The sequence below is a fragment of the Citrobacter cronae genome (assembly GCF_016893685.1).
GTDB classification, from domain to species: Bacteria; Pseudomonadota; Gammaproteobacteria; order Enterobacterales; family Enterobacteriaceae; genus Citrobacter; species Citrobacter werkmanii.
On the sequence record NZ_CP069763.1, the window covers coordinates 3,186,663 to 3,205,258 of the forward strand.

At 52.0% G+C, this 18,596-nt stretch carries 23 protein-coding genes; 9 read left to right on the forward strand and 14 right to left on the reverse strand.

What is annotated here, in order from left to right:
• Nucleotides 1-17: 17 nt before the first annotated feature.
• The gene (mdtG, locus tag JSN25_RS13680) at nucleotides 18-1,238 is read right to left on the reverse strand and encodes a multidrug efflux MFS transporter MdtG (RefSeq protein WP_038639648.1); all 1,221 of its coding nucleotides are present in this window, start codon (nucleotides 1,236-1,238) and stop codon (nucleotides 18-20) included.
• Between the two features lie 155 nt (nucleotides 1,239-1,393).
• Entirely contained in the window at nucleotides 1,394-2,314 is a 921-nt protein-coding gene (locus JSN25_RS13685) for a Kdo(2)-lipid IV(A) acyltransferase (protein ID WP_150344895.1), read from the reverse strand.
• Nucleotides 2,315-2,534: 220 nt separating this feature from the next.
• Between JSN25_RS13685 and trhO the strand changes: the two genes are divergently transcribed.
• Complete coding sequence (gene trhO / locus JSN25_RS13690; protein ID WP_204525028.1) at nucleotides 2,535-3,587, forward strand: oxygen-dependent tRNA uridine(34) hydroxylase TrhO; 1,053 nt, start codon at nucleotides 2,535-2,537, stop codon at nucleotides 3,585-3,587.
• 48 nt (nucleotides 3,588-3,635) lie between these two features.
• Here the strand turns inward: trhO and JSN25_RS13695 are convergent, their stop codons facing one another.
• The 9 genes from JSN25_RS13695 to mdtH form a co-directional block, all read right to left on the reverse strand.
• Nucleotides 3,636-4,211, reverse strand: coding sequence for a YceI family protein (locus tag JSN25_RS13695; RefSeq protein ID WP_038639660.1), 576 nt, complete (start codon nucleotides 4,209-4,211; stop codon nucleotides 3,636-3,638).
• Between the two features lies 1 nt (nucleotide 4,212).
• On the reverse strand, nucleotides 4,213-4,779 hold the full coding sequence (locus JSN25_RS13700) for a cytochrome b (protein ID WP_069323308.1): 567 nt from the start codon (nucleotides 4,777-4,779) through the stop codon (nucleotides 4,213-4,215).
• A 262-nt stretch (nucleotides 4,780-5,041) separates the two neighbouring features.
• Nucleotides 5,042-5,155, reverse strand: a complete 114-nt coding sequence (locus JSN25_RS13705) for a YceO family protein (RefSeq protein ID WP_003036148.1) — start codon at nucleotides 5,153-5,155, stop codon at nucleotides 5,042-5,044.
• Nucleotides 5,156-5,205: 50 nt separating this feature from the next.
• Nucleotides 5,206-6,324, reverse strand: coding sequence for an N-methyl-L-tryptophan oxidase (gene solA, locus JSN25_RS13710; protein WP_204525029.1), 1,119 nt, complete (start codon nucleotides 6,322-6,324; stop codon nucleotides 5,206-5,208).
• 114 nt (nucleotides 6,325-6,438) lie between these two features.
• Nucleotides 6,439-6,693: a biofilm formation regulator BssS gene (gene bssS / locus JSN25_RS13715; protein WP_003036154.1), complete on the reverse strand. Its 255-nt coding sequence runs from the start codon at nucleotides 6,691-6,693 to the stop codon at nucleotides 6,439-6,441.
• 340 nt (nucleotides 6,694-7,033) lie between these two features.
• Nucleotides 7,034-7,279, reverse strand: coding sequence for a DNA damage-inducible protein I (gene dinI, locus JSN25_RS13720; protein WP_204525030.1), 246 nt, complete (start codon nucleotides 7,277-7,279; stop codon nucleotides 7,034-7,036).
• Between the two features lie 65 nt (nucleotides 7,280-7,344).
• Nucleotides 7,345-8,391, reverse strand: a complete 1,047-nt coding sequence (gene pyrC, locus JSN25_RS13725; RefSeq protein WP_038639670.1) for a dihydroorotase — start codon at nucleotides 8,389-8,391, stop codon at nucleotides 7,345-7,347.
• 105 nt (nucleotides 8,392-8,496) lie between these two features.
• On the reverse strand, nucleotides 8,497-9,057 hold the full coding sequence (locus JSN25_RS13730; protein WP_038639673.1) for a lipoprotein: 561 nt from the start codon (nucleotides 9,055-9,057) through the stop codon (nucleotides 8,497-8,499).
• 114 nt (nucleotides 9,058-9,171) lie between these two features.
• Nucleotides 9,172-10,380, reverse strand: coding sequence for a multidrug efflux MFS transporter MdtH (gene mdtH, locus JSN25_RS13735; protein WP_038639676.1), 1,209 nt, complete (start codon nucleotides 10,378-10,380; stop codon nucleotides 9,172-9,174).
• A gap of 259 nt (nucleotides 10,381-10,639) precedes the next feature.
• Here mdtH and rimJ point away from each other — a divergent pair, with 259 nt between their 5' ends.
• The 4 genes from rimJ to murJ all read left to right on the forward strand — a co-directional run bounded on the left by rimJ (nucleotide 10,640) and on the right by murJ (nucleotide 14,563).
• The gene (gene rimJ, locus JSN25_RS13740; RefSeq protein ID WP_006685101.1) at nucleotides 10,640-11,224 is read left to right on the forward strand and encodes a ribosomal protein S5-alanine N-acetyltransferase; all 585 of its coding nucleotides are present in this window, start codon (nucleotides 10,640-10,642) and stop codon (nucleotides 11,222-11,224) included.
• 32 nt (nucleotides 11,225-11,256) lie between these two features.
• Entirely contained in the window at nucleotides 11,257-11,904 is a 648-nt protein-coding gene (locus JSN25_RS13745; protein ID WP_069323312.1) for a YceH family protein, read from the forward strand.
• Nucleotide 11,905: 1 nt separating this feature from the next.
• Complete coding sequence (locus JSN25_RS13750; protein ID WP_085048531.1) at nucleotides 11,906-12,829, forward strand: Gfo/Idh/MocA family protein; 924 nt, start codon at nucleotides 11,906-11,908, stop codon at nucleotides 12,827-12,829.
• 198 nt (nucleotides 12,830-13,027) lie between these two features.
• On the forward strand, nucleotides 13,028-14,563 hold the full coding sequence (murJ, locus tag JSN25_RS13755) for a murein biosynthesis integral membrane protein MurJ (protein WP_038639684.1): 1,536 nt from the start codon (nucleotides 13,028-13,030) through the stop codon (nucleotides 14,561-14,563).
• Nucleotides 14,564-14,647: 84 nt separating this feature from the next.
• Here murJ and flgN read toward each other — a convergent pair whose 3' ends face one another.
• From flgN to flgA, 3 genes are all read right to left on the reverse strand, one after another.
• Nucleotides 14,648-15,070 (reverse strand): flagella biosynthesis chaperone FlgN, encoded by a 423-nt coding sequence (flgN, locus tag JSN25_RS13760; protein WP_069323314.1) that lies wholly within the window; start codon nucleotides 15,068-15,070, stop codon nucleotides 14,648-14,650.
• 3 nt (nucleotides 15,071-15,073) lie between these two features.
• Nucleotides 15,074-15,367: a flagellar biosynthesis anti-sigma factor FlgM gene (flgM, locus tag JSN25_RS13765; RefSeq protein WP_003832153.1), complete on the reverse strand. Its 294-nt coding sequence runs from the start codon at nucleotides 15,365-15,367 to the stop codon at nucleotides 15,074-15,076.
• 93 nt (nucleotides 15,368-15,460) lie between these two features.
• Entirely contained in the window at nucleotides 15,461-16,120 is a 660-nt protein-coding gene (gene flgA / locus JSN25_RS13770; protein WP_204525031.1) for a flagellar basal body P-ring formation chaperone FlgA, read from the reverse strand.
• Nucleotides 16,121-16,277: 157 nt separating this feature from the next.
• On the opposite strand from flgA, the gene flgB reads away from it, so the two are divergent.
• From flgB to JSN25_RS22100, 4 genes are all read left to right on the forward strand, one after another.
• Nucleotides 16,278-16,694, forward strand: coding sequence for a flagellar basal body rod protein FlgB (gene flgB, locus JSN25_RS13775; protein WP_038639692.1), 417 nt, complete (start codon nucleotides 16,278-16,280; stop codon nucleotides 16,692-16,694).
• A gap of 3 nt (nucleotides 16,695-16,697) precedes the next feature.
• Nucleotides 16,698-17,102 carry a flagellar basal body rod protein FlgC gene (flgC, locus tag JSN25_RS13780; protein WP_006685091.1) on the forward strand — a complete coding sequence of 135 codons (405 nt, stop codon included), beginning with the start codon at nucleotides 16,698-16,700 and terminating at the stop codon, nucleotides 17,100-17,102.
• A gap of 11 nt (nucleotides 17,103-17,113) precedes the next feature.
• Nucleotides 17,114-17,812 (forward strand): flagellar hook assembly protein FlgD, encoded by a 699-nt coding sequence (gene flgD / locus JSN25_RS13785; protein WP_038639698.1) that lies wholly within the window; start codon nucleotides 17,114-17,116, stop codon nucleotides 17,810-17,812.
• Between the two features lie 26 nt (nucleotides 17,813-17,838).
• On the forward strand, nucleotides 17,839-18,596 hold a 758-nt coding region (locus JSN25_RS22100; protein WP_233638356.1), incomplete at its 3' end, for a flagellar hook protein FlgE.

An 18,596-nucleotide genomic window follows, 5' to 3' on the forward strand; every position in this document is an offset into this window, starting at 1 on the left:
CAGGCAATATATACAAATTATCCAGCGAGCTCGGCACTCCGGCGACGGCGCAGACTATTCCACGAGTAGATCGCGTTAAACAGTACAACCCCCGCGGTCACGCAGAAGACCGCGCGAAAGCCGTAGTTGGCGGATATTGCCGCCCCCATTAATGGTCCCGTTACGTTGCCGATGTCGCGAAATGACTGGTTATAACTGAAAATACGCCCGGCTATTTGGTTGGTTGAGTTATAAACCAGCAGCGTTTGCACCGCCGGGAGCAGAGCACCGTCGGCAGCACCCAATAAAAAACGCAGAACGCCCAATTGCCAGGGAGTTTGTACAAATGACATCGGGATCAGCAGTAGCACGGAAATAATCAGCGCGACGATTAGAATCTTCTCCGGGCCAATCCGGTCACCGAGTTTGCCAAGCCTTGGGGCACTGATTAACGCTGCTACGCCGGGTACGGAGGCAATCATCCCACTAATGAACGCGATATTACTGACGTTCCCGGCTAACTCCCGCACGTATAACGTCAGGATTGGCGCAATAGAACCGGTCGCCACCTGAATGATTAAGGTAGTGACAAACAGGCTCAGCACCAGTTTGGGGTTTTTTAACGAGGCCACGACTTCGCGTATGTGCAGCATCTCTTTCTTGCTTACCGGCTGAAAACGCTCGCGGATAAAAAATAGCGTCAGGATAAAACAGACCAGCAGTACGCTGGCGGTAATGAAGAACACGGGACGCAATCCATAATGGTCCGCGAGTAGTCCACCTGCCAGCGGCCCTAGCAGTGCGCCGCTGACACCGCCGGTAGAGAGCGTTCCCAGCGCCCAGCCGCTTTTATTGCGTGGAACCTGGGTGGCGATCAACGCATTGGCGTTGGGAATGAAACCGCCGAGCAGACCGAGCAGCGCGCGCAGAACCAGGAACTGCCAGATATTTTGCGCCAGGCCCATCAGTAGCATCACAATAGCCATACCCAACGCGGAACGCAGCAGCATGATTTTTCGCCCTTTGCGGTCGGCAAGGCCACCCCAAAAAGGGGAGGCGATGGCTGAAAACAAAAAGGTGATGCTGAAGACCAGACCTGACCACATGTTCAGGGCGCTATGCCCCGTGACGCCGAGACTCTCAACGTACAAGGGTAAAAAGGGCATGACCAGGCTAAATGCTGCGCCGGTTAAAAAACAACCTATCCAGGCAACGGTGAGGTTGCGTTTCCAGTTTATGGGGGCATCTGAGGGTGACATAACGATCCGCAGTGTGATGCGCTGTATGCGCTATCGATTGAATATAAGTAAGCAGACTAATTATGCGCCCGGTTGATAGTTGCTGCAATGCGGATAGCAGTTAAACCTAAAGCGAGTCAGGAGAGGGTTGCAGCCCACTGGACTGCAACCGTGTTTTAGTACAGGGAAGGGGCGCCTTCAGGACGGGTCTTGAAGCGACGATGCAGCCACATATATTGTTCTGGGGCCATCATGATGCATTGCTCAACGATGTTATTCATCCATGCAGCCGTGGTCTCCGCGTCGTCTAACGGCGGTGAACATTCTGGCGGCAGCATAATCAATTGATACCCTTTCCCGTCGGGCTTACGACGAGGAACAAATGGCACCAGGCACGCATTCGACATGCGTGAAAGCATCCAGGTCCCGGAGGTCGTGGCGGCCTGTTCAACGGCAAACAGCGGCACAAACACGCTGGCGCGAGGACCGTAGTCATGATCCGGCGCGTACCAGACCACTTCGCCTTTTTTCAACGCTTTAATCATTCCTTTCAAGTCCTTACGATCAAGCATTGATTTATTAGAGCGCATGCGTCCCCAGGTCTGTAACCAGTCGAGCAGCGGATTGTCATTAGGACGATACACACCGATACCTGGCTCCTGCAGACCAAACTGACGCGCACCCAGTTCCAGGGTCAGAAAGTGCAGACCGACTAACAGGATCCCCCGCTTTTGCGCCTGAACGTCACGGATATGTTCCATCCCGATCACTTCTGTCCAGCGTGAAATGCGCTTATCGGACCAAAACCAGGCCATCCCGGTTTCCATTACGCCCATGCCGACGGACTCGAAGTTCCTGACGACCATCTGCTGGCGTTCCTGCTCACTCATCTGCGGGAAGCACAGCTCCAGATTACGTGAAACGATTTTTGCCCGGCGTTTCATCAAACGTAACGCCAGACGACCTAATGCACAGCCCAACTTATAAAGTACCGGGTAGGGCAACTGCACGATTAACCAAAGGATGCCAATACCCAGCCAGGTTAACCAATAACGTGGATGCAGTAGCGCAGCCGAAAACTTGGGTAAATTCGTCATGTCTATCCTGTCTTCAAACGACCAATTCCCTGTATTGTCGCATTTTTTCGCGCGTATCAAAAATTTGTGACGGGAGAACGGTGATTAAATCGGCAATTGTTGTTGCGTTTTTATCGTGAAGTAAGAAATGTAGCGTAAAATGTGTGGATGTAAATTGGCGATGTTTGCTTTATGATGCCGCCGATTTTCATTTACTCCCTATTTGCAGGATACGTACACCATGCCAGTGTTACACAACCGCATTTCGAACGACGCGCTCAAAGCCAAAATGCTGGCCGAGACTGAGCCGCGCACGACGATCTCGTTTTATAAATATTTCACCATCGATGACCCGCAACATACGCGTGATGCGTTGTACCAACTGTTCACTGCGCTGAATGTGTTCGGGCGTGTATATCTTGCCCATGAAGGCATTAACGCGCAAATCAGCGTGCCGCAAAGCAACGTGGATGCATTCCGCCAACAGCTGTATGCGTTCAATCCCGCACTGGATGGATTACGTCTTAATATTGCCCTGGACGATGACGGGAAATCATTCTGGGTGCTACGCATGAAAGTTCGCGAACGTATTGTGGCGGATGGTATTGATGATCCTGACTTTAACGCCAGCGACGTGGGTGATTACCTGAAGGCGGCAGAAGTGAACGCCATGTTGGACGATCCTGAGGCGGTATTCATTGATATGCGCAACCACTATGAATATGAGGTGGGGCATTTCGAGAATGCGCTTGAGATCCCGGCAGACACATTCCGTGACCAGTTGCCGAAAGCGGTTGAAATGATGCAGGAGCATAAAGATAAAAAAATAGTTATGTACTGCACGGGCGGGATCCGCTGTGAGAAGGCCAGCGCCTGGATGAAACACAACGGATTTAGCAAGGTCTGGCACATTGAGGGGGGGATTATTGAATATGCCCGCAAGGCGCGTGAACAGGGGCTTCCGGTACGTTTCATCGGCAAAAATTTCGTTTTTGATGAGCGTATGGGCGAAAGGATCTCTGAAGATGTTATCGCGCATTGTCATCAGTGCGGAACCGCATGCGACAGCCACACTAATTGTAAAAATGATGGCTGCCATCTGCTGTTTATTCAGTGCCCGGCTTGCGCGCAGAAGTATAAAGGCTGCTGTAGTGAGCTGTGTTGCGAAGAGAGTGAGTTGCCGGAAGAAGAGCAACGACGTCGTCGCGCCGGGCGTGAAAATGGCAACAAAATCTTTAATAAATCCCGCGGTCGTCTGAATACCAAACTGGGTATTCCGGATCCCGCGCAATAAAAATGTTGCCGGATGATGGCTATCGCCTCATCCGGCAACATTTATGCGTTACTTCTGCTGCACACCTTCCACTGAGATAATTAAATCGACTTCCTGTGAAGCAGGGCCGAGATCGGTGGTGATATTGAAGTCTTTGAGTTTAATCTTACCTTGCGCTTCAAAACCGGCGCGCGTACCACCCCATGGATCGCCACCCTGACCGATCAACTTCGCGTCCAGCGTCACTGGTTTGGTGACGCCATTCAGGGTCAGGTTACCGGTGATATCGAGGTCGTTCCCCTCTTTTTTCACGCTGGTGGAGCTAAAGGTCGCCTGCGGGAATTTAGCCACGTTAAGGAAATCCGCGCTACGCAGGTGCTTGTCGCGTTCGGCGTGGTTGGTGTCAACACTGTTGGTGTTGATGGTGACGTTAACCTTATCGGCTGCGGGATTTTTTTCATCAAAGGTGAACGTACCGTCGAAATCTTTAAAGGTGCCGTACAGCCAGCTGTAACCCAGATGCTGAATACGGAAATTAACAAAGGCATGCTGTCCCTCTTTGTCAATTTTGTAATCTGCCGCCATAGCCGATCCGGTCGTGAATAACAGAGAGGCGAGTGTCAATCCCAGCAGGTTTTTTTTCATTTTAAGCTCCATAGTCAGATGACGATTTTCCCAACATGCGATTCAGGGTATCGTCGTTATCGATAAAGTGATGTTTCAGGGCCATAAGCCCATGAAGAAGCGATAAAACCACCACGGTCCATGCCAGCCACAGGTGCAGGCTGCCGGCAAGGTCGGCCTGAGCGCCCGCGTTGGCAAGGGTGGCGGGAATATCAAACCAACCAAATACGCTTATCGCTTTGCCATCTGCGGTCGAGATCAGATAACCGCTGATAACAATCGAAAAGAGCAGGGCGTAGAGCGCAAGGTGACCCATTGCCGCTGCGATGCGGGTTAAGCGGGAATAGCTTGTCAGCGCAACTGGGGGAGGGGAGAACAACCGCCAGACAACGCGAATGACCAGTCCCATCATGAGCAGGATCCCGATACTTTTATGCAGTTCAGGGGCCTGGTGATACCAGCCATCGTAATAACTGAGCGTGACCATCCATAAACCCAACGCAAACATGCCATATACAGCAATCGCCATCAGCCAGTGCAATGCGACAGACACCACGCCATAGCGCTGTGGACTATTAGTGAATTGCATAAGTACACCGTTAGATATTTCAGGAGTAAATGAAAATGGCGCGTAAAAGACATTAATGCAACTAATAAATAACAATGATGATGATATTTATTTTCATATTCAATAAAATTGATTGAATATTGATGTCATCATCAAGGTATTAGAGAGAATGAGCAAAAGGTGGGCATCATTACACGGTGTTGATAGGGTTTTCTTATTCAGTTTATTGCAATGAAATTTAAGTAAATATCAGTTTTTGTCAATTAGTGTCAGTGCAATCTGGTCAGAAAAACATAATATATATCACATCCATAATTGCCAGCAGCGACCATAAAATAATGTAGAGCATAAGATGCTCACGAATATTATTAACCAGATAGTGAAAGATGCGCCGCATCGATGTTATTCCTGTCATTAAAAATGGCCTCACCACGAGGCCATTAATCATTATCGCGTAAAGCGACTCAGCTTGAATGGCGTCAGGTCAAAGGCTGGCGGTTTGTCCTGCGCAAAGTCCGCGGCTATTTCCCCCAGTACGGAGGCAAACTTAAAGCCATGTCCGCTCAGTCCGGTGATGATCAGGGTATTGTCATGTTCAGGTAGCGTATCAATGATAAAGTCTTCATCCGGCGAATTATCGTAAGTGCAGGATGCACCGTGCAGACAACAGCCAATGCCTGGCAGAACTGTACGCAGGAACGGGAAAGCTTCGGAGCCATCGCTGGCCACAGCGGCAAACGGCTTGCGCTCTTCGGCAGCGTGAATTACCTGTCCGCCGTTGTGCTTACCAATTTTTAGTTCGTCGTTTTCTGCCGGAAAACCGTAGTACTGATCGCCATTTGGTAACTCGCCGGTAAAGGCCGGGAAGTTATTTTTAACGCTATAGCGGCCATCGGCTTGATACCATGCGAACACTTTGCGCACTGGCTGTATCGGCAGTTCCGGTACTAATGCCTGCACCCATGTCCCGGCGCTGACCAGGGCTTTTTTGGCGTGGTAGTCACCGTCGGCGGTTTCTACTGTGACGCCATCTTCACTATGATGAATAGCCGTGACCGGGCATTTAAACAGCTGTGCGCAGCCAGCTTCTTCAGCCAGACGAATCCAGGTTTTGATCGCTAACTCACTACGCAAAAAGCCCGACTCAGCTTCAAACAGACCAATATAATTTTCAGGTACGCGAATCTCGGGCCAGCGAGCCATGATGGCGGCGGCATCAAGATGTTCGACGTTGAGTTGCCACTGTTTCGCGCTTTGCGCTGCGGTAGCTAAGAAAGTTGAATCTGCCGGGCCCAGATTGATAACCCCGGTGCGTACAAAAATCGGTTCTTCATTTTGAGTGGAAAGTTCATCCCACAATGTCTGCGCGCGCAGCACCAGCGGAACGTATTTCTCACCTTCGCCATAAGCATGACGAATTAATCGTGTGTCGCCGTGGTGGCTGCCCTGTTGATGCGGTGGCATATGCGCATCGATCATCAGAACGTTCAGACCGGCGCGAGTGGCATAGTATCCGGCTGCGGCACCCACGGAACCGCTGCCAATAATGATTAAGTCGTATTTCATCCGCTTCTCTCTGCAATCGCGATAGTAGCAGGGTAAATAACTGACCTGGAATATTCAACCGGGAAATAAGAAAGGCACCGTTAAGGTGCCTTTTGATGGTTGGATGTATCAGATTTAATGGCGCTGATACTCATTTACCTGGTAATCGCCGGATTCAATTTTGGCGATTCCTGCTTCTAATATCGAAATAAATTGCCTGGCAACATCAGTGGTTAACCAGAGCGTTTGACCAACTTCAGTCCCATCCGGGTCCGGTCGATTCGGGGTCTGGTAGTGCAAACGCAGCATCAGCGCGTCGTAGCTATCAACGGTGCTGATGTCCCATCCTACAAGCGGATGAGTCTGAATGACTTCATTATTCTTTTCCATCATGCCCCCTAATTCGTGTTACTAGACAACGGTTTTCGAGGTTCAATGCATTTTTTTTCTGAAGCAACTTCAGTATATCAATAAATAAGGGTATTCATTGAAAATTTAAAGAGGGCAGCGCATAAATTTATAGTTTTCAGCGTTATCTGACTAATAAAGCAACATGTCATTCATTTTTTTTTAGCAAGTTGCACAATTATTTTGTCGTTCTGGTTAAAAGATAACCAGGAAATTAATATTAAATTAAATGGCCACCAGGGGGAGTCTGTATTTTTTTAAAACTGCGTGTAAAAAAAAAGCCGGGGCGACCCGGCAAACAAACATCACTGCATATCATTATTTATTCATTGATAAACCAGTCATCCGCGCTTTCCCAGGTCTCCTGCAAGATCTCGCTGATGCGTTCTTTGTCCTCTTTGGTCGCGCCAATTACCGACAGATTGTTAGCTCCGGCATAACGGATGGTAACGTTACCCTCGTTATCCGGAAAATGATGATGAATACGGCGGGAGAGTTCACCTGCCAATGCGTCAATCGCACCGGCAGGCAAAGGTGAAGTTTTGGCAATAGTGACTTCAATACGCATAATAGCCCCCTGTTGAATATACTGTTTATTTATACAGTTATTCAGATCAGTTGGCTACATTTTTTTTAGCTTTTTACTGACCAGCGTACCGTTTCGCCACCCAGGAAAGGCACCAGCGAGTCATCTGCCAGCGTAATGCTCTCCGGGACATGGTGCTCCACGCGTTCAAGCTCAATAAAAGTCTCATTCACCGGCAGACCATAGAATTGCGGACCATTGAGTGAGCAGAAGGCTTCAAAATGGCTCAGTGCATTCATCTCTTCAAATACGGTGGCATAGCTGCCCAGCGCGGTCGGGGCGTTAAAACACCCGGCACAGCCGCAACTGGATTCTTTGCGATGACGGGCATGCGGCGCTGAGTCGGTACCAAGGAATGCACGGCTAAATCCGCTGGCGACCAGCTCACGTAGCGCCTGTTGGTGGACGTTACGTTTAAGGATTGGCAGACAATACAGGTGCGGACGAATGCCGCCGACCAGCATGTGGTTGCGGTTAAACATCAAATGTTGTGGCGTAATGGTGGCGGCGAGAAGCTCGTTACCATCCCGCACATATTCGGCAGCATCTTTAGTGGTGATATGTTCAAATACGACTTTCAGCGCAGTCAACCGCTGACGCAGCGGTTCCATCACCGTCTCAATAAAGCGTGCTTCGCGATCGAAAATATCGATATCCGCATGTGTCACTTCACCATGCACCAATAGCGGCATACCCAATTTTTCCATCCGTTCCAGCACAGGCATGATGGCTTCAATAGAGGTTACGCCATGCGTTGAGTTGGTGGTGGCATTCGCCGGGTAGAGTTTCGCGGCGGTAAACACACCTTCGTTGAAACCTCGCTCCAGCTCATTGGGATCCAATGTATCCGTTAAATAACAGGTCATTAAGGGCGTGAAGTCGTGTCCGGCAGGTACCGCATCAAGAATGCGTTGGCGATAAGCGATAGCTGCATCAACTGTGGTGACGGGCGGTGCCAGGTTCGGCATGACAATGGCGCGGCCGTAAATTTCGCTGGTATAGGGCACGACAGTTTTTAACATGTCGCCATCGCGAAAGTGAAGATGCCAGTCGTCTGGGCGGCGGATCTTTAAAACCTGGGATGGTGCAGTCATCAATATGCTCCGGCTGAGGATTGTCTTTTTTGCCGGAAACAAAGGATAAGCGGAAACGTTTTCGTTTGCACGAAAAAAAAGGGCGCATCAGCGCCCTCTGGTTTATTAGTCGGTGAATGGGATGATGATTTCGCCCGGTTTCACTTCTATACCTTTCGCCAGTTTTTTCGCCAGCGCTTCACCCTGACTGCTGTCGTCCTGCAGAACATAGGCAGGCTGTTGATTAAAGTAATTACGCAGCGACTGGTTTAAATACGGCATCAGCGTTTGTAGTACCGACTGCATTTTTTCAGGTGTGACAGTCGCGTCCACGACTTCCATCTCTTGCAAGTAAATCGCGCCTTTCTCTTTATTGAAGACCGGTAGCGCTTTAAGTTTCAGCTTCATGGTGGCTTTCTGACTGCCAAACAGGGAATTCATGTCCAGATTGGCATCACCCGTCAGAGTCACTTTATTAGGCTCTTCACGCCCTATCTGACTGGCGAGATTGCTCAGTACGATGTGTGCTTCAGCGACGCCGGGCAAACCGATATCTTTTGAAAAGTTATTATGCTTCGCCAGCGCCTGATTAATCTCTTGCTCGCTAACCGTATATTGCGTGAGTTGATTACAACCAACCAACAGGCCGCCGACAATCAGTGCAGCGGCAAAAAAAAGCTTTTTCATGGGAGTCCTCAACATGATGCATATGGCGTAATCGTGACACAAAGCATCATCGAGTACCAGCGCCCCGGGCACCAGCAGAAAAAACTGAAAAGTGCTCGTGCGCCGGATTAGCTATCAGGCATCGGGTTCCAGCATGCCGCGCGTCGGGCGTTTGTGGCTGAATTGCCAGCCCAAAGCCAGGAAGGTGATGAAGCCGATAATACCGAGCATCATCCATGGCAATTCAGGCTGCGCCAGGGCTTTGCCCATATCAAACAGCCAGCCGCCGCCGACATAACCAATTGCGCCGCCGATGGCGAGCCCAAGTCGGCTGAAGCCCATGTAACTTCCTCGCGCCCGTGCATTGGCCAGCGAGGCGCTCAGGGTTTCACGCGCCGGTTCGGCGATGATCGAGCCGATATAGAAGGTGCAGATCAGCGTGAATAGCTGCTGTAAATTGCCGACCAGACCGATGGGCATCATGCTCAGAGACATCACCAGCAGACCGGCCATCAGGCGATGTTCCAGGCGAAAACGTTTTTCACTCCAGCGGGCAATAGGGTAGAGCAGCGTTAACGAGAGGCATGCTTCGATGGCATACATCCATTTCACGGCGGCAGGCGAGCCAGCGATGTCGTTCACCATGATTGGCAGCATTAACATGACCTGTACCGCCAGCATGTAATAACCCGCCAGCGTCAGCACATAGGTGACAAAACGTTTGTCATGCATCACGTGGCCCATCCCTTCACGCACCGGAATTTTCACCGTCGACAATTTCCATGCCGGGAGTAGCCAGGCGTTAAACGCCGCGCACAGAACAAACAAAATGGCTCCTGTCGCGCAGACCAGGCGGAAATCGTACTGTAACAGCCAACTGCCAAGTAACGCGCCAACCACGGCGCCTGCGCTATCCTGCATCATCAGGATAGAGAAAAAACGCCCGCGCTTTTCCGGGCGGATCAGTTTGACCACCAGCGCCGAACGGGGAGGGTCGAACAGCGTGCCGCCCAGCCCGGAAAGAAAACAGGAAAACCACAGCAGCCACGGCTCGTGGGCAATACCCATGGTGGCGAACCCGGCGGCGCGCATCAGCATACCGGTGACGATCATCGGTTTCGCGCCGAAACGGTCAGCAATAGCGCCGCCAAAAATACCCAGACCCTGCTGAATAAATTGACGCAATCCTAACGCGATCCCGACCATAACGGCAGCCCAGCCCATTTGGTCGACGAAGCGAATTGAGATCAGCGGGAAAACGACGAAGAAGCCCAGCACGACCAGCATATTATCGATGAGAAGGAAGTATTTACCCAGGTTCCTTGCCTGCGAGACTTGCGACATTTCCCCTCCCGGGAAAAACTCGTCACTCTGGTTAGAGTTTAAAAGATAAGCATCTCCTATTCTGCGGTGTCGTCATCGCTTTTCCCACCCTTGGCGGGACAATATTTTTTTATCAAAAGCCCGTCTTGATAGAGAGTTTTCATCAAAATGTGTGAATAATTCAAAAAATGGCAATTTGCTCTTTTCAAAGGGCATATTTGCACAGGTATAGTATCGCGAATAGCGTATTGAAGACGTTACGGGAAGGAGTAGGTATAGAATGTTTGGCTATCGCAGTAACGTGCCAAAAGTGCGCTTAACCACGGACCGCCTGGTCGTGCGTTTAGTGCACGAGCGTGATGCCTGGCGTCTGGCAGATTATTACGCAGAAAATCGTCATTTCTTAAAACCCTGGGAACCTATTCGCGATGAAAGCCACTGTTATCCCTCCGGCTGGCAGGCGCGTCTGAGTATGATCTCTGAGTTTCATAAACAAGGCACCGCGTATTATTTTGCGCTGCTCGATCCGGAAGAAAAAGAGATTATCGGCGTCGCGAACTTCTCGAACGTGGTGCGGGGATCTTTCCACGCTTGTTATCTCGGTTATTCCATTGCGCAAAAGTGGCAGGGGCAGGGGCTGATGTACGAAGCTTTAACCTCGGCCATTCGTTATATGCAGCGCACGCAGCATATTCACCGCATTATGGCGAACTATATGCCGCACAATAAACGTAGTGGTGACTTGCTGGCGCGACTCGGTTTTGAAAAAGAAGGGTATGCCAAAGATTACCTGCTGATTGACGGGCAGTGGCGCGATCATGTGCTGACGGCGTTGACCACATCAGAATGGACCCCAGGCCGCTAAGTTCCAGGTTAGCCTGAGTAATGGAGAAAACGATGAAATACGAATTAACCGCCACCGAAGCACGCGTGATTGGCTGTTTACTGGAAAAACAGGTCACCACGCCGGAACAGTATCCGCTTTCTGTCAATGGCGTCGTCACCGCCTGCAATCAAAAAACGAATCGTGAACCGGTGATGAATCTGTCGGAATCGGAAGTGCAGGATCAGCTTGATAACCTGGTGAAGCGGCATTTTCTGCGTACGGTGAGCGGCTTTGGTAATCGCGTCACGAAATATGAGCAGCGTTTCTGCAACTCTGAATTTGGCAATCTGAAACTCAGCGCAGGCGAGGTGGCGCTGGTCACCACGCTGTTGCTGCGCGGCGCGCAAACGCCGGGCGAACTGCGAAGCCGTGCTTCGCGAATGTACGAATTCCGCGATATGGCTGAAGTGGAGTCGACACTGGAAAAACTGGCGACCCGTGAAGATGGCCCTTATGTGATCCGTCTGGCGCGCGAGCCGGGTAAACGCGAAAGTCGCTATATGCACCTGTTTTGCGGTGATGTTGATGAGCCCATCGCTGCGGCAGATGAACTCCCGGTCGCGTCTGGTGATCTGCAGGCGCGCGTTGAAGCCCTGGAAACAGAAGTCGCGGAACTTAAGCAGCGGCTGGATTCTTTGTTGGCGCACCTGGGAGACTAACGTGAATAAATTACGTATCGGTGTTGTCGGTCTGGGTGGCATTGCGCAAAAAGCCTGGCTGCCCGTACTGGGCAGTTCCGCAGACTGGACGCTGCAAGGCGCGTTTTCACCTTCGCGGGAAAAAGCGCTGCGTGTCTGTGAGACCTGGCGCATACCCTACGTTGACTCCCTGGTGAATCTGGCGAAAACCTGCGACGCGGTTTTCGTCCATTCCAGCACCGCGACGCATTTTGCGGTGGTCAGTGAACTCCTGAATGCCGGGGTCCATGTGTGTGTGGATAAACCGTTGGCGGAAAACCTGCGTGAGGCTGAACAACTGGTCGAGCTGGCCGCGCGGAAAAAACTGACGTTGATGGTCGGCTTTAACCGCCGATTTGCGCCGCTGTATCAGGATCTCAAAGCCATGTTGGGCAACGCAGCGTCTGTGCGTATGGATAAGCATCGTTCGGACAGCGTGGGGCCGCATGACCTGCGTTTCACTCTGCTGGATGACTATCTGCACGTGGTCGATACTGCGTTGTGGTTGGCAGGAGGGAAGGCGCAGTTAAATAGCGGTACTCTGCTGACTAATGACGCTGGCGCGATGCTCTACGCCGAGCACCATTTTTCTGTCGATCAGCTACAAATTACAACCAGTATGCATCGGCGTGCCGGTAGCCAGCGGGAGTGCGTTCAGGCGGTGACCGATGGGGGACTGATTGACGTCACAGATATGCGGGAATGGCGGGAAGAACGCGGGCAAGGTGTCGTACACAAGCCGATAGCAGGCTGGCAAACGACCTTAGAACAGCGAGGTTTTGCCGGATGTGCGCGGCATTTCATGGAGTGTGTGCAAAATCAGACGGTTCCTCAGACGGCAGGCGAGCAGGCGCTACTGGCCCAGCGTGTTGTCGAAAAGCTATGGCGGGAGGCGATGGCTGAATAACCGCCTGTAACATCTGGCGGTAGTAATTCATTGTAATCCAGGTACTATATGCCAACTCAAAATAACACCTCTTTTCAACCATAGGCTGGCTTGTAGGCCTGATAACACGCTGCGGCGTCGCCATCAGGCACAGTGACATTGCCGGATGGCGATGTTGGTTATACGGGGTTTTGCCTCAGGGTCTGGAATACAACATAGATGAATTTATTAAAGTCGCTGGCAGCCGTCAGCTCGATGACGATGTTTTCACGTGTGCTGGGTTTTGCGCGTGATGCGATTGTCGCCAGAATCTTTGGCGCAGGGATGGCGACCGATGCCTTTTTTGTGGCCTTCAAACTTCCTAACCTGCTACGCCGAATTTTTGCTGAAGGCGCATTTTCTCAGGCGTTTGTGCCTATTCTGGCTGAATACAAAAGTAAGCAGGGTGAGGATGCTACCCGCGTGTTTGTTGCCTATGTTTCAGGGCTGCTGACGCTGGCGCTGGCCGTGGTGACGGTTGCCGGGATGCTGGCTGCGCCGTGGGTGATTTTAGTCACTGCGCCAGGGTTTGCCGACACCGCCGACAAATTTGCCTTGACTACCCAACTGCTGCGGATCACCTTTCCTTATATCCTGCTGATTTCACTGGCCTCGCTGGTCGGCGCAATCCTTAACACCTGGAACCGCTTTTCTATTCCGGCGTTTGCGCCGACCTTTTTGAATATCAGCATGATCGGTTTTGCGCTGTTTGCCGCGCCTTATTTTAATCCTCCGGTACTGGCGCTGGCATGGGCCGTGACCGTTGGCGGCGTGCTGCAGCTGGTGTATCAACTGCCGCATCTGAAGAAAATTGGCATGCTGGTGCTGCCGCGCGTGAACTTCCGCGATGCGGGGGCGATGCGCGTCGTCAAGCAAATGGGGCCGGCGATCCTCGGGGTTTCCGTCAGCCAGATTTCACTGATCATCAATACGATTTTCGCCTCGTTTCTGGCCTCCGGCTCGGTTTCCTGGATGTATTACGCCGACCGTTTGATGGAGTTCCCGTCCGGCGTCCTTGGCGTGGCGCTGGGGACTATCCTGTTGCCATCGCTATCAAAAAGCTTTTCCAGCGGTAATCATGATGAGTATTGTCGTCTGATGGACTGGGGGTTGCGTCTGTGTTTTCTGCTGGCATTACCCAGCGCTGTGGCGTTGGGTATTCTGGCAAAACCGCTGACGGTTTCTCTGTTTCAGTACGGTAAATTTACCGCCTTTGATGCCGCCATGACCCAGCGCGCGCTGGTGGCATACTCGGTCGGTTTGATTGGTTTGATCGTGGTGAAAGTTCTGGCTCCTGGTTTTTACTCGCGCCAGGATATTAAAACGCCGGTGAAAATTGCTATTGTGACGCTGATTATGACTCAGGTGATGAACCTGGCGTTTATCGGCCCGCTGAAGCATGCCGGGCTGTCGCTGTCGATTGGTCTGGCGGCATGTCTGAACGCGTCACTGCTTTACTGGCAGTTGCGTAAACAGAAAATCTTTACCCCGCAACCGGGCTGGGCCTGGTTTCTGGCGCGTCTGGTGATTTCCGTCGTGGTGATGTCAGCGGTCCTGTTCGGGATGCTCTATATCATGCCGGACTGGTCGCAGGGAACGATGTTGTGGCGTTTACTGCGTCTGATGGCCGTCGTGGTGGCTGGGATTGCAGCTTACTTCGCCGCACTTGCTGTGCTGGGCTTTAAAGTGAAAGAGTTTGTGCGCCGGACGGCGTAACCGATAATTGCCGGATGGCGGCGTTACGCCGGATCCGGCCTGCAGAACGCGCTGGCCTGAAAGCTGCGAGCGATCAGGCTGGCATTAAATAGAGAATTTTTTCCCGCCGCGGTGCGCAGCAGAGGTTTGACCGTTTGCGCCATACAGCGCCGGCTCCTGGTGCGGTTTCAGCACTTGAATCGCTTGTTGATTACGCTCAATTTGCCCTTCCAGCAGCCATCCGTTGTGCTGGTTGAGGTCGCGCAAATGCTGCGTTTTTTGAGTGATCGTCTGCCAGCGTTCAGCAATCTCATCGTTGGCGCTGCGCGTGGCGTCATGCTCCAGACGGCGCTGCTGCTCCAGATAATCAAGGGTTGCCAGCAAAGAGCTTTTTTCTTCTGTAATACGCTGTAGCTGGCTGCCGTTGATATATCCGGCGGAAAGCTGCTGCTGCTCAGCATCCATTACCGTTTTCAGGTCATTGAGGACGGTTGTCATCTGATCAAGTATTTCTGACAAACGAGTCATACTTTATTTACTCTGTAAGTAGCTCTGTGCCTCGCGAATGAGCGAGTCGGCAATTTTTCCGGTATCCATTTTCAACTCACCGTTACGGATCGCGGTTTTTAATGCTTCGACGCGTTCCATATTGATGTCATTGGTGCCGGGCTGCATCAGTTTGGCCTGGGCGTCGCTCAGCATGACGCTGGTGCTGGTGGTCGCGGTGGTTTTTTCCTTCCGCGCTTTTTGTACCGGCGCATCGCTGGTTTCACGTGGCTGAACGGTACTGACTGGCTTCAATGGTGAGGTACGATCAATGCTCATTTTGTTTATCCTCATCGAGGGGGTACGCTATAGCGGCCCGCTGTAATCATTGGTTGTTTATCTATCGGCACACGCTAAAAAATCTTTAACCTATTATAGGTTAATAAGAATATTCCCATCAGAATCGACGATGCCGCTCACCACCTGGCCGGAAATCATCCGCACTCGCGCATTCTGTGCGACGGCGGCATTGTTCAGCGCTTTACCTTCGGCATTCACCCGAAAGCCATCGCCGTTGGCGATAACCAGTACGCGTTGGCCAGCTTTGATCCGCCAGGCCTGGCGCAACATTGAAAGCTGTATCGGCTGACCGGGAACCAGATCGCGCAGACTCACCGCGTCCTGCACCTGATTCAAATCTAACACGGCGCGCGGCGGCAGTTGGTCCAGCCGGCCTCGCTTTAACGTCACGTTGGTCGGGGTTAGCGCACTGCCCCGGGCGACGGGCGCGGCGGCGACCACGTAGTTTCCCGTGGCCTGCACATTCACCTGCAAATAACGTTTCTCGTTGGCGCAGCGGGCCAGCACGTTCACATTCCCCCACAGTTTCGCGTTGCCTGACACGCTTAATGCGGGTTGCTCGCAACTGGGCAGTAGGTTAGGCGACGTACGGATAGTGACGACCACCTCATCGCTAAATCCGGCCAGACGTTGGGAAAACCATGCCGTCAGCTGTGAATTCAGGTCTTGCGCCAGCGTCATAGGGCTGAACAGCAGTGCTGCCACAACTATTCCACGTTTAAACGTTTGCATCAAAACCTCGCGCTTTTTCAGGTAGTGGCAGGATTTTACCTGTGTGACGCAGTCATCAACGCAACAAATAGCGACGCATTTTGCGTTTATTCCGGCGATAACGCGCGCGTAATGGGATTTAAGCTGTCGGCTGAATTTTGTCATTTGCGGAGGAGATATGCTCGATAAGCTCGACGCCGCCTTACGTTTTCAACAGGAAGCGCTGAATTTGCGCGCCCAGCGCCAGGAAATATTGGCCGCCAACATTGCCAATGCCGACACGCCGGGGTATCAGGCGCGCGATCTGGATTTCGCCAGTGAATTGAAAAAAGTCATGGTGCGTGGACGGGAACAAACCGGCGGCGTCTCGTTGACGCTGACCTCTGCACAACATATTCCGGCCCAAACCGCTTCTGCTCCCGCTACGGAATTGCTCTATCGCATTCCTGACCAGCCGTCTCTGGATGGTAATACGGTGGATATGGACCGGGAACGTACGCAATTTGCAGACAACAGCCTCAAATACCAAATGGGGCTGACCGCGTTGGGCGGACAAATCAAAGGCATGATGAACGTGCTGCAAGGAGGGAACTAATTCGTGGCGCTGTTAAATATTTTTGATATCGCAGGCTCTGCGCTGACGGCGCAGTCTAAGCGTCTGAACGTGGCGGCCAGCAACATGGCGAATGCGGATAGCGTCACCGGACCCGACGGTCAGCCGTATCGCGCCAAGCAGGTTGTTTTTCAGGTTGATGCCGCGCCAGGGGCGGCTACAGGCGGCGTAAAAGTGGCTGACGTTATTGAAAGCCAGGCGCCGGATAAGCTGGTGTATGAGCCGGGTAATCCGCTGGCCGATGCGAACGGCTACGTAAAAATGCCGAATGTGGACGTCGTCGGCGAGATGGTCAACACCATGTCCGCTTCGCGTAGCTACCAGGCAAACGTCGAAGTGCTCAACACCGTGAAAAGCTTGATGCTCAAAACGCTTACGTTAGGCCAGTAAAGGAGACGCACATGTCTGTTGCTGTAACCATGAATGACCCGAGCAATGCAGGCGTTAAAGCCGCTACCGGGAATAGCTCCCTGACGGGCAGTAATGCCGCTGACCTGCAAAGCAGTTTTCTGACGCTGCTGGTCGCACAGTTGAAAAACCAGGACCCAACCAACCCGCTGCAAAACAACGAACTGACCACCCAACTGGCGCAAATCAGCACCGTGAGTGGGATTGAGAAACTGAACACCACGCTGGGGTCTATTTCCGGGCAGATCGACAACAGTCAGTCGCTGCAGGCCAGTACGTTGATTGGTCACGGCGTCATGATCCCCGGCACCACCATCCTGACCGGTAAAGGTACGGAAGAGGGCGCGAAAACCACCACCACGCCGTTTGGCGTTGAGCTGCAGCAGCCGGCAGATAAGGTCACTGCAACGATTACCGATAAAGACGGCAAAGTGATACGCACTATTGATATCGGCGGCTTGAAAGCAGGAGTTCATACCTTTACCTGGGACGGCACCATGACCGATGGCACGGATGCGCCAAGCGGTTCTTATAACGTCTCAATTGCTGCCAGCAATGGCGGAACGCAACTGGTGGCGCAGCCGCTTCAGTTTGCGCTGGTGCAGGGTGTTATTCGCAGTAACGGCGGTAATACGCTGGACCTGGGCACCTATGGAACCACCACCCTCGACGAAGTACGGCAAATAATCTAAGCCCTCACACTTATCAGGAGTAAGTCATGGCCTTTTCTCAAGCGGTCAGCGGTCTGAACGCTGCAGCGACCAACCTCGATGTCATTGGTAATAACATCGCCAACTCCGCTACCTACGGTTTTAAATCTGGTACGGCTTCTTTTGCCGATATGTTCGCCGGTTCTAAAGTGGGCCTGGGGGTTAAAGTTGCGGGTATTACTCAGGACTTTACCGATGGTACTACCACCAATACCGGACGCGGACTGGATGTGGCTATCAGCCAGAACGGATTTTTCCGTATGGTAGACAGCAACGGCTCTGTATTCTACAGCCGTAACGGTCAGTTCAAGCTCGATGAAAACCGCAATATCGTTAACATGCAGGGGCTGCAACTGACAGGTTATCCTGCTACCGGTACACCGCCGACAATACAGCAAGGTGCTAACCCGGCACCGATCACTATTCCGAATACGCTGATGGCGGCGAAAACCACGACTACCGCGTCAATGCAGATCAACCTGAACTCCACTGACAAGGTACCAAGCAAAACGCCGTTTAATCCAAACGATGCGGACTCCTACAACAAAAAAGGCACTGTTACCGTTTTCGATAGTCAGGGTAACGCCCATGACATGAACATTTTTTATGTCAAAAACGCGCAGAGCAACACCTGGGAAATTCACACTCAGGATGCCTCAACCGGCGACCCCGCAAAATCAGCCGGGTTTATGCAGTTTAACGAAAATGGTGCGTTTTTAGGGATTAGCGCTACGGCAACCGGTACGCCAGCAGGAACGGACATCAC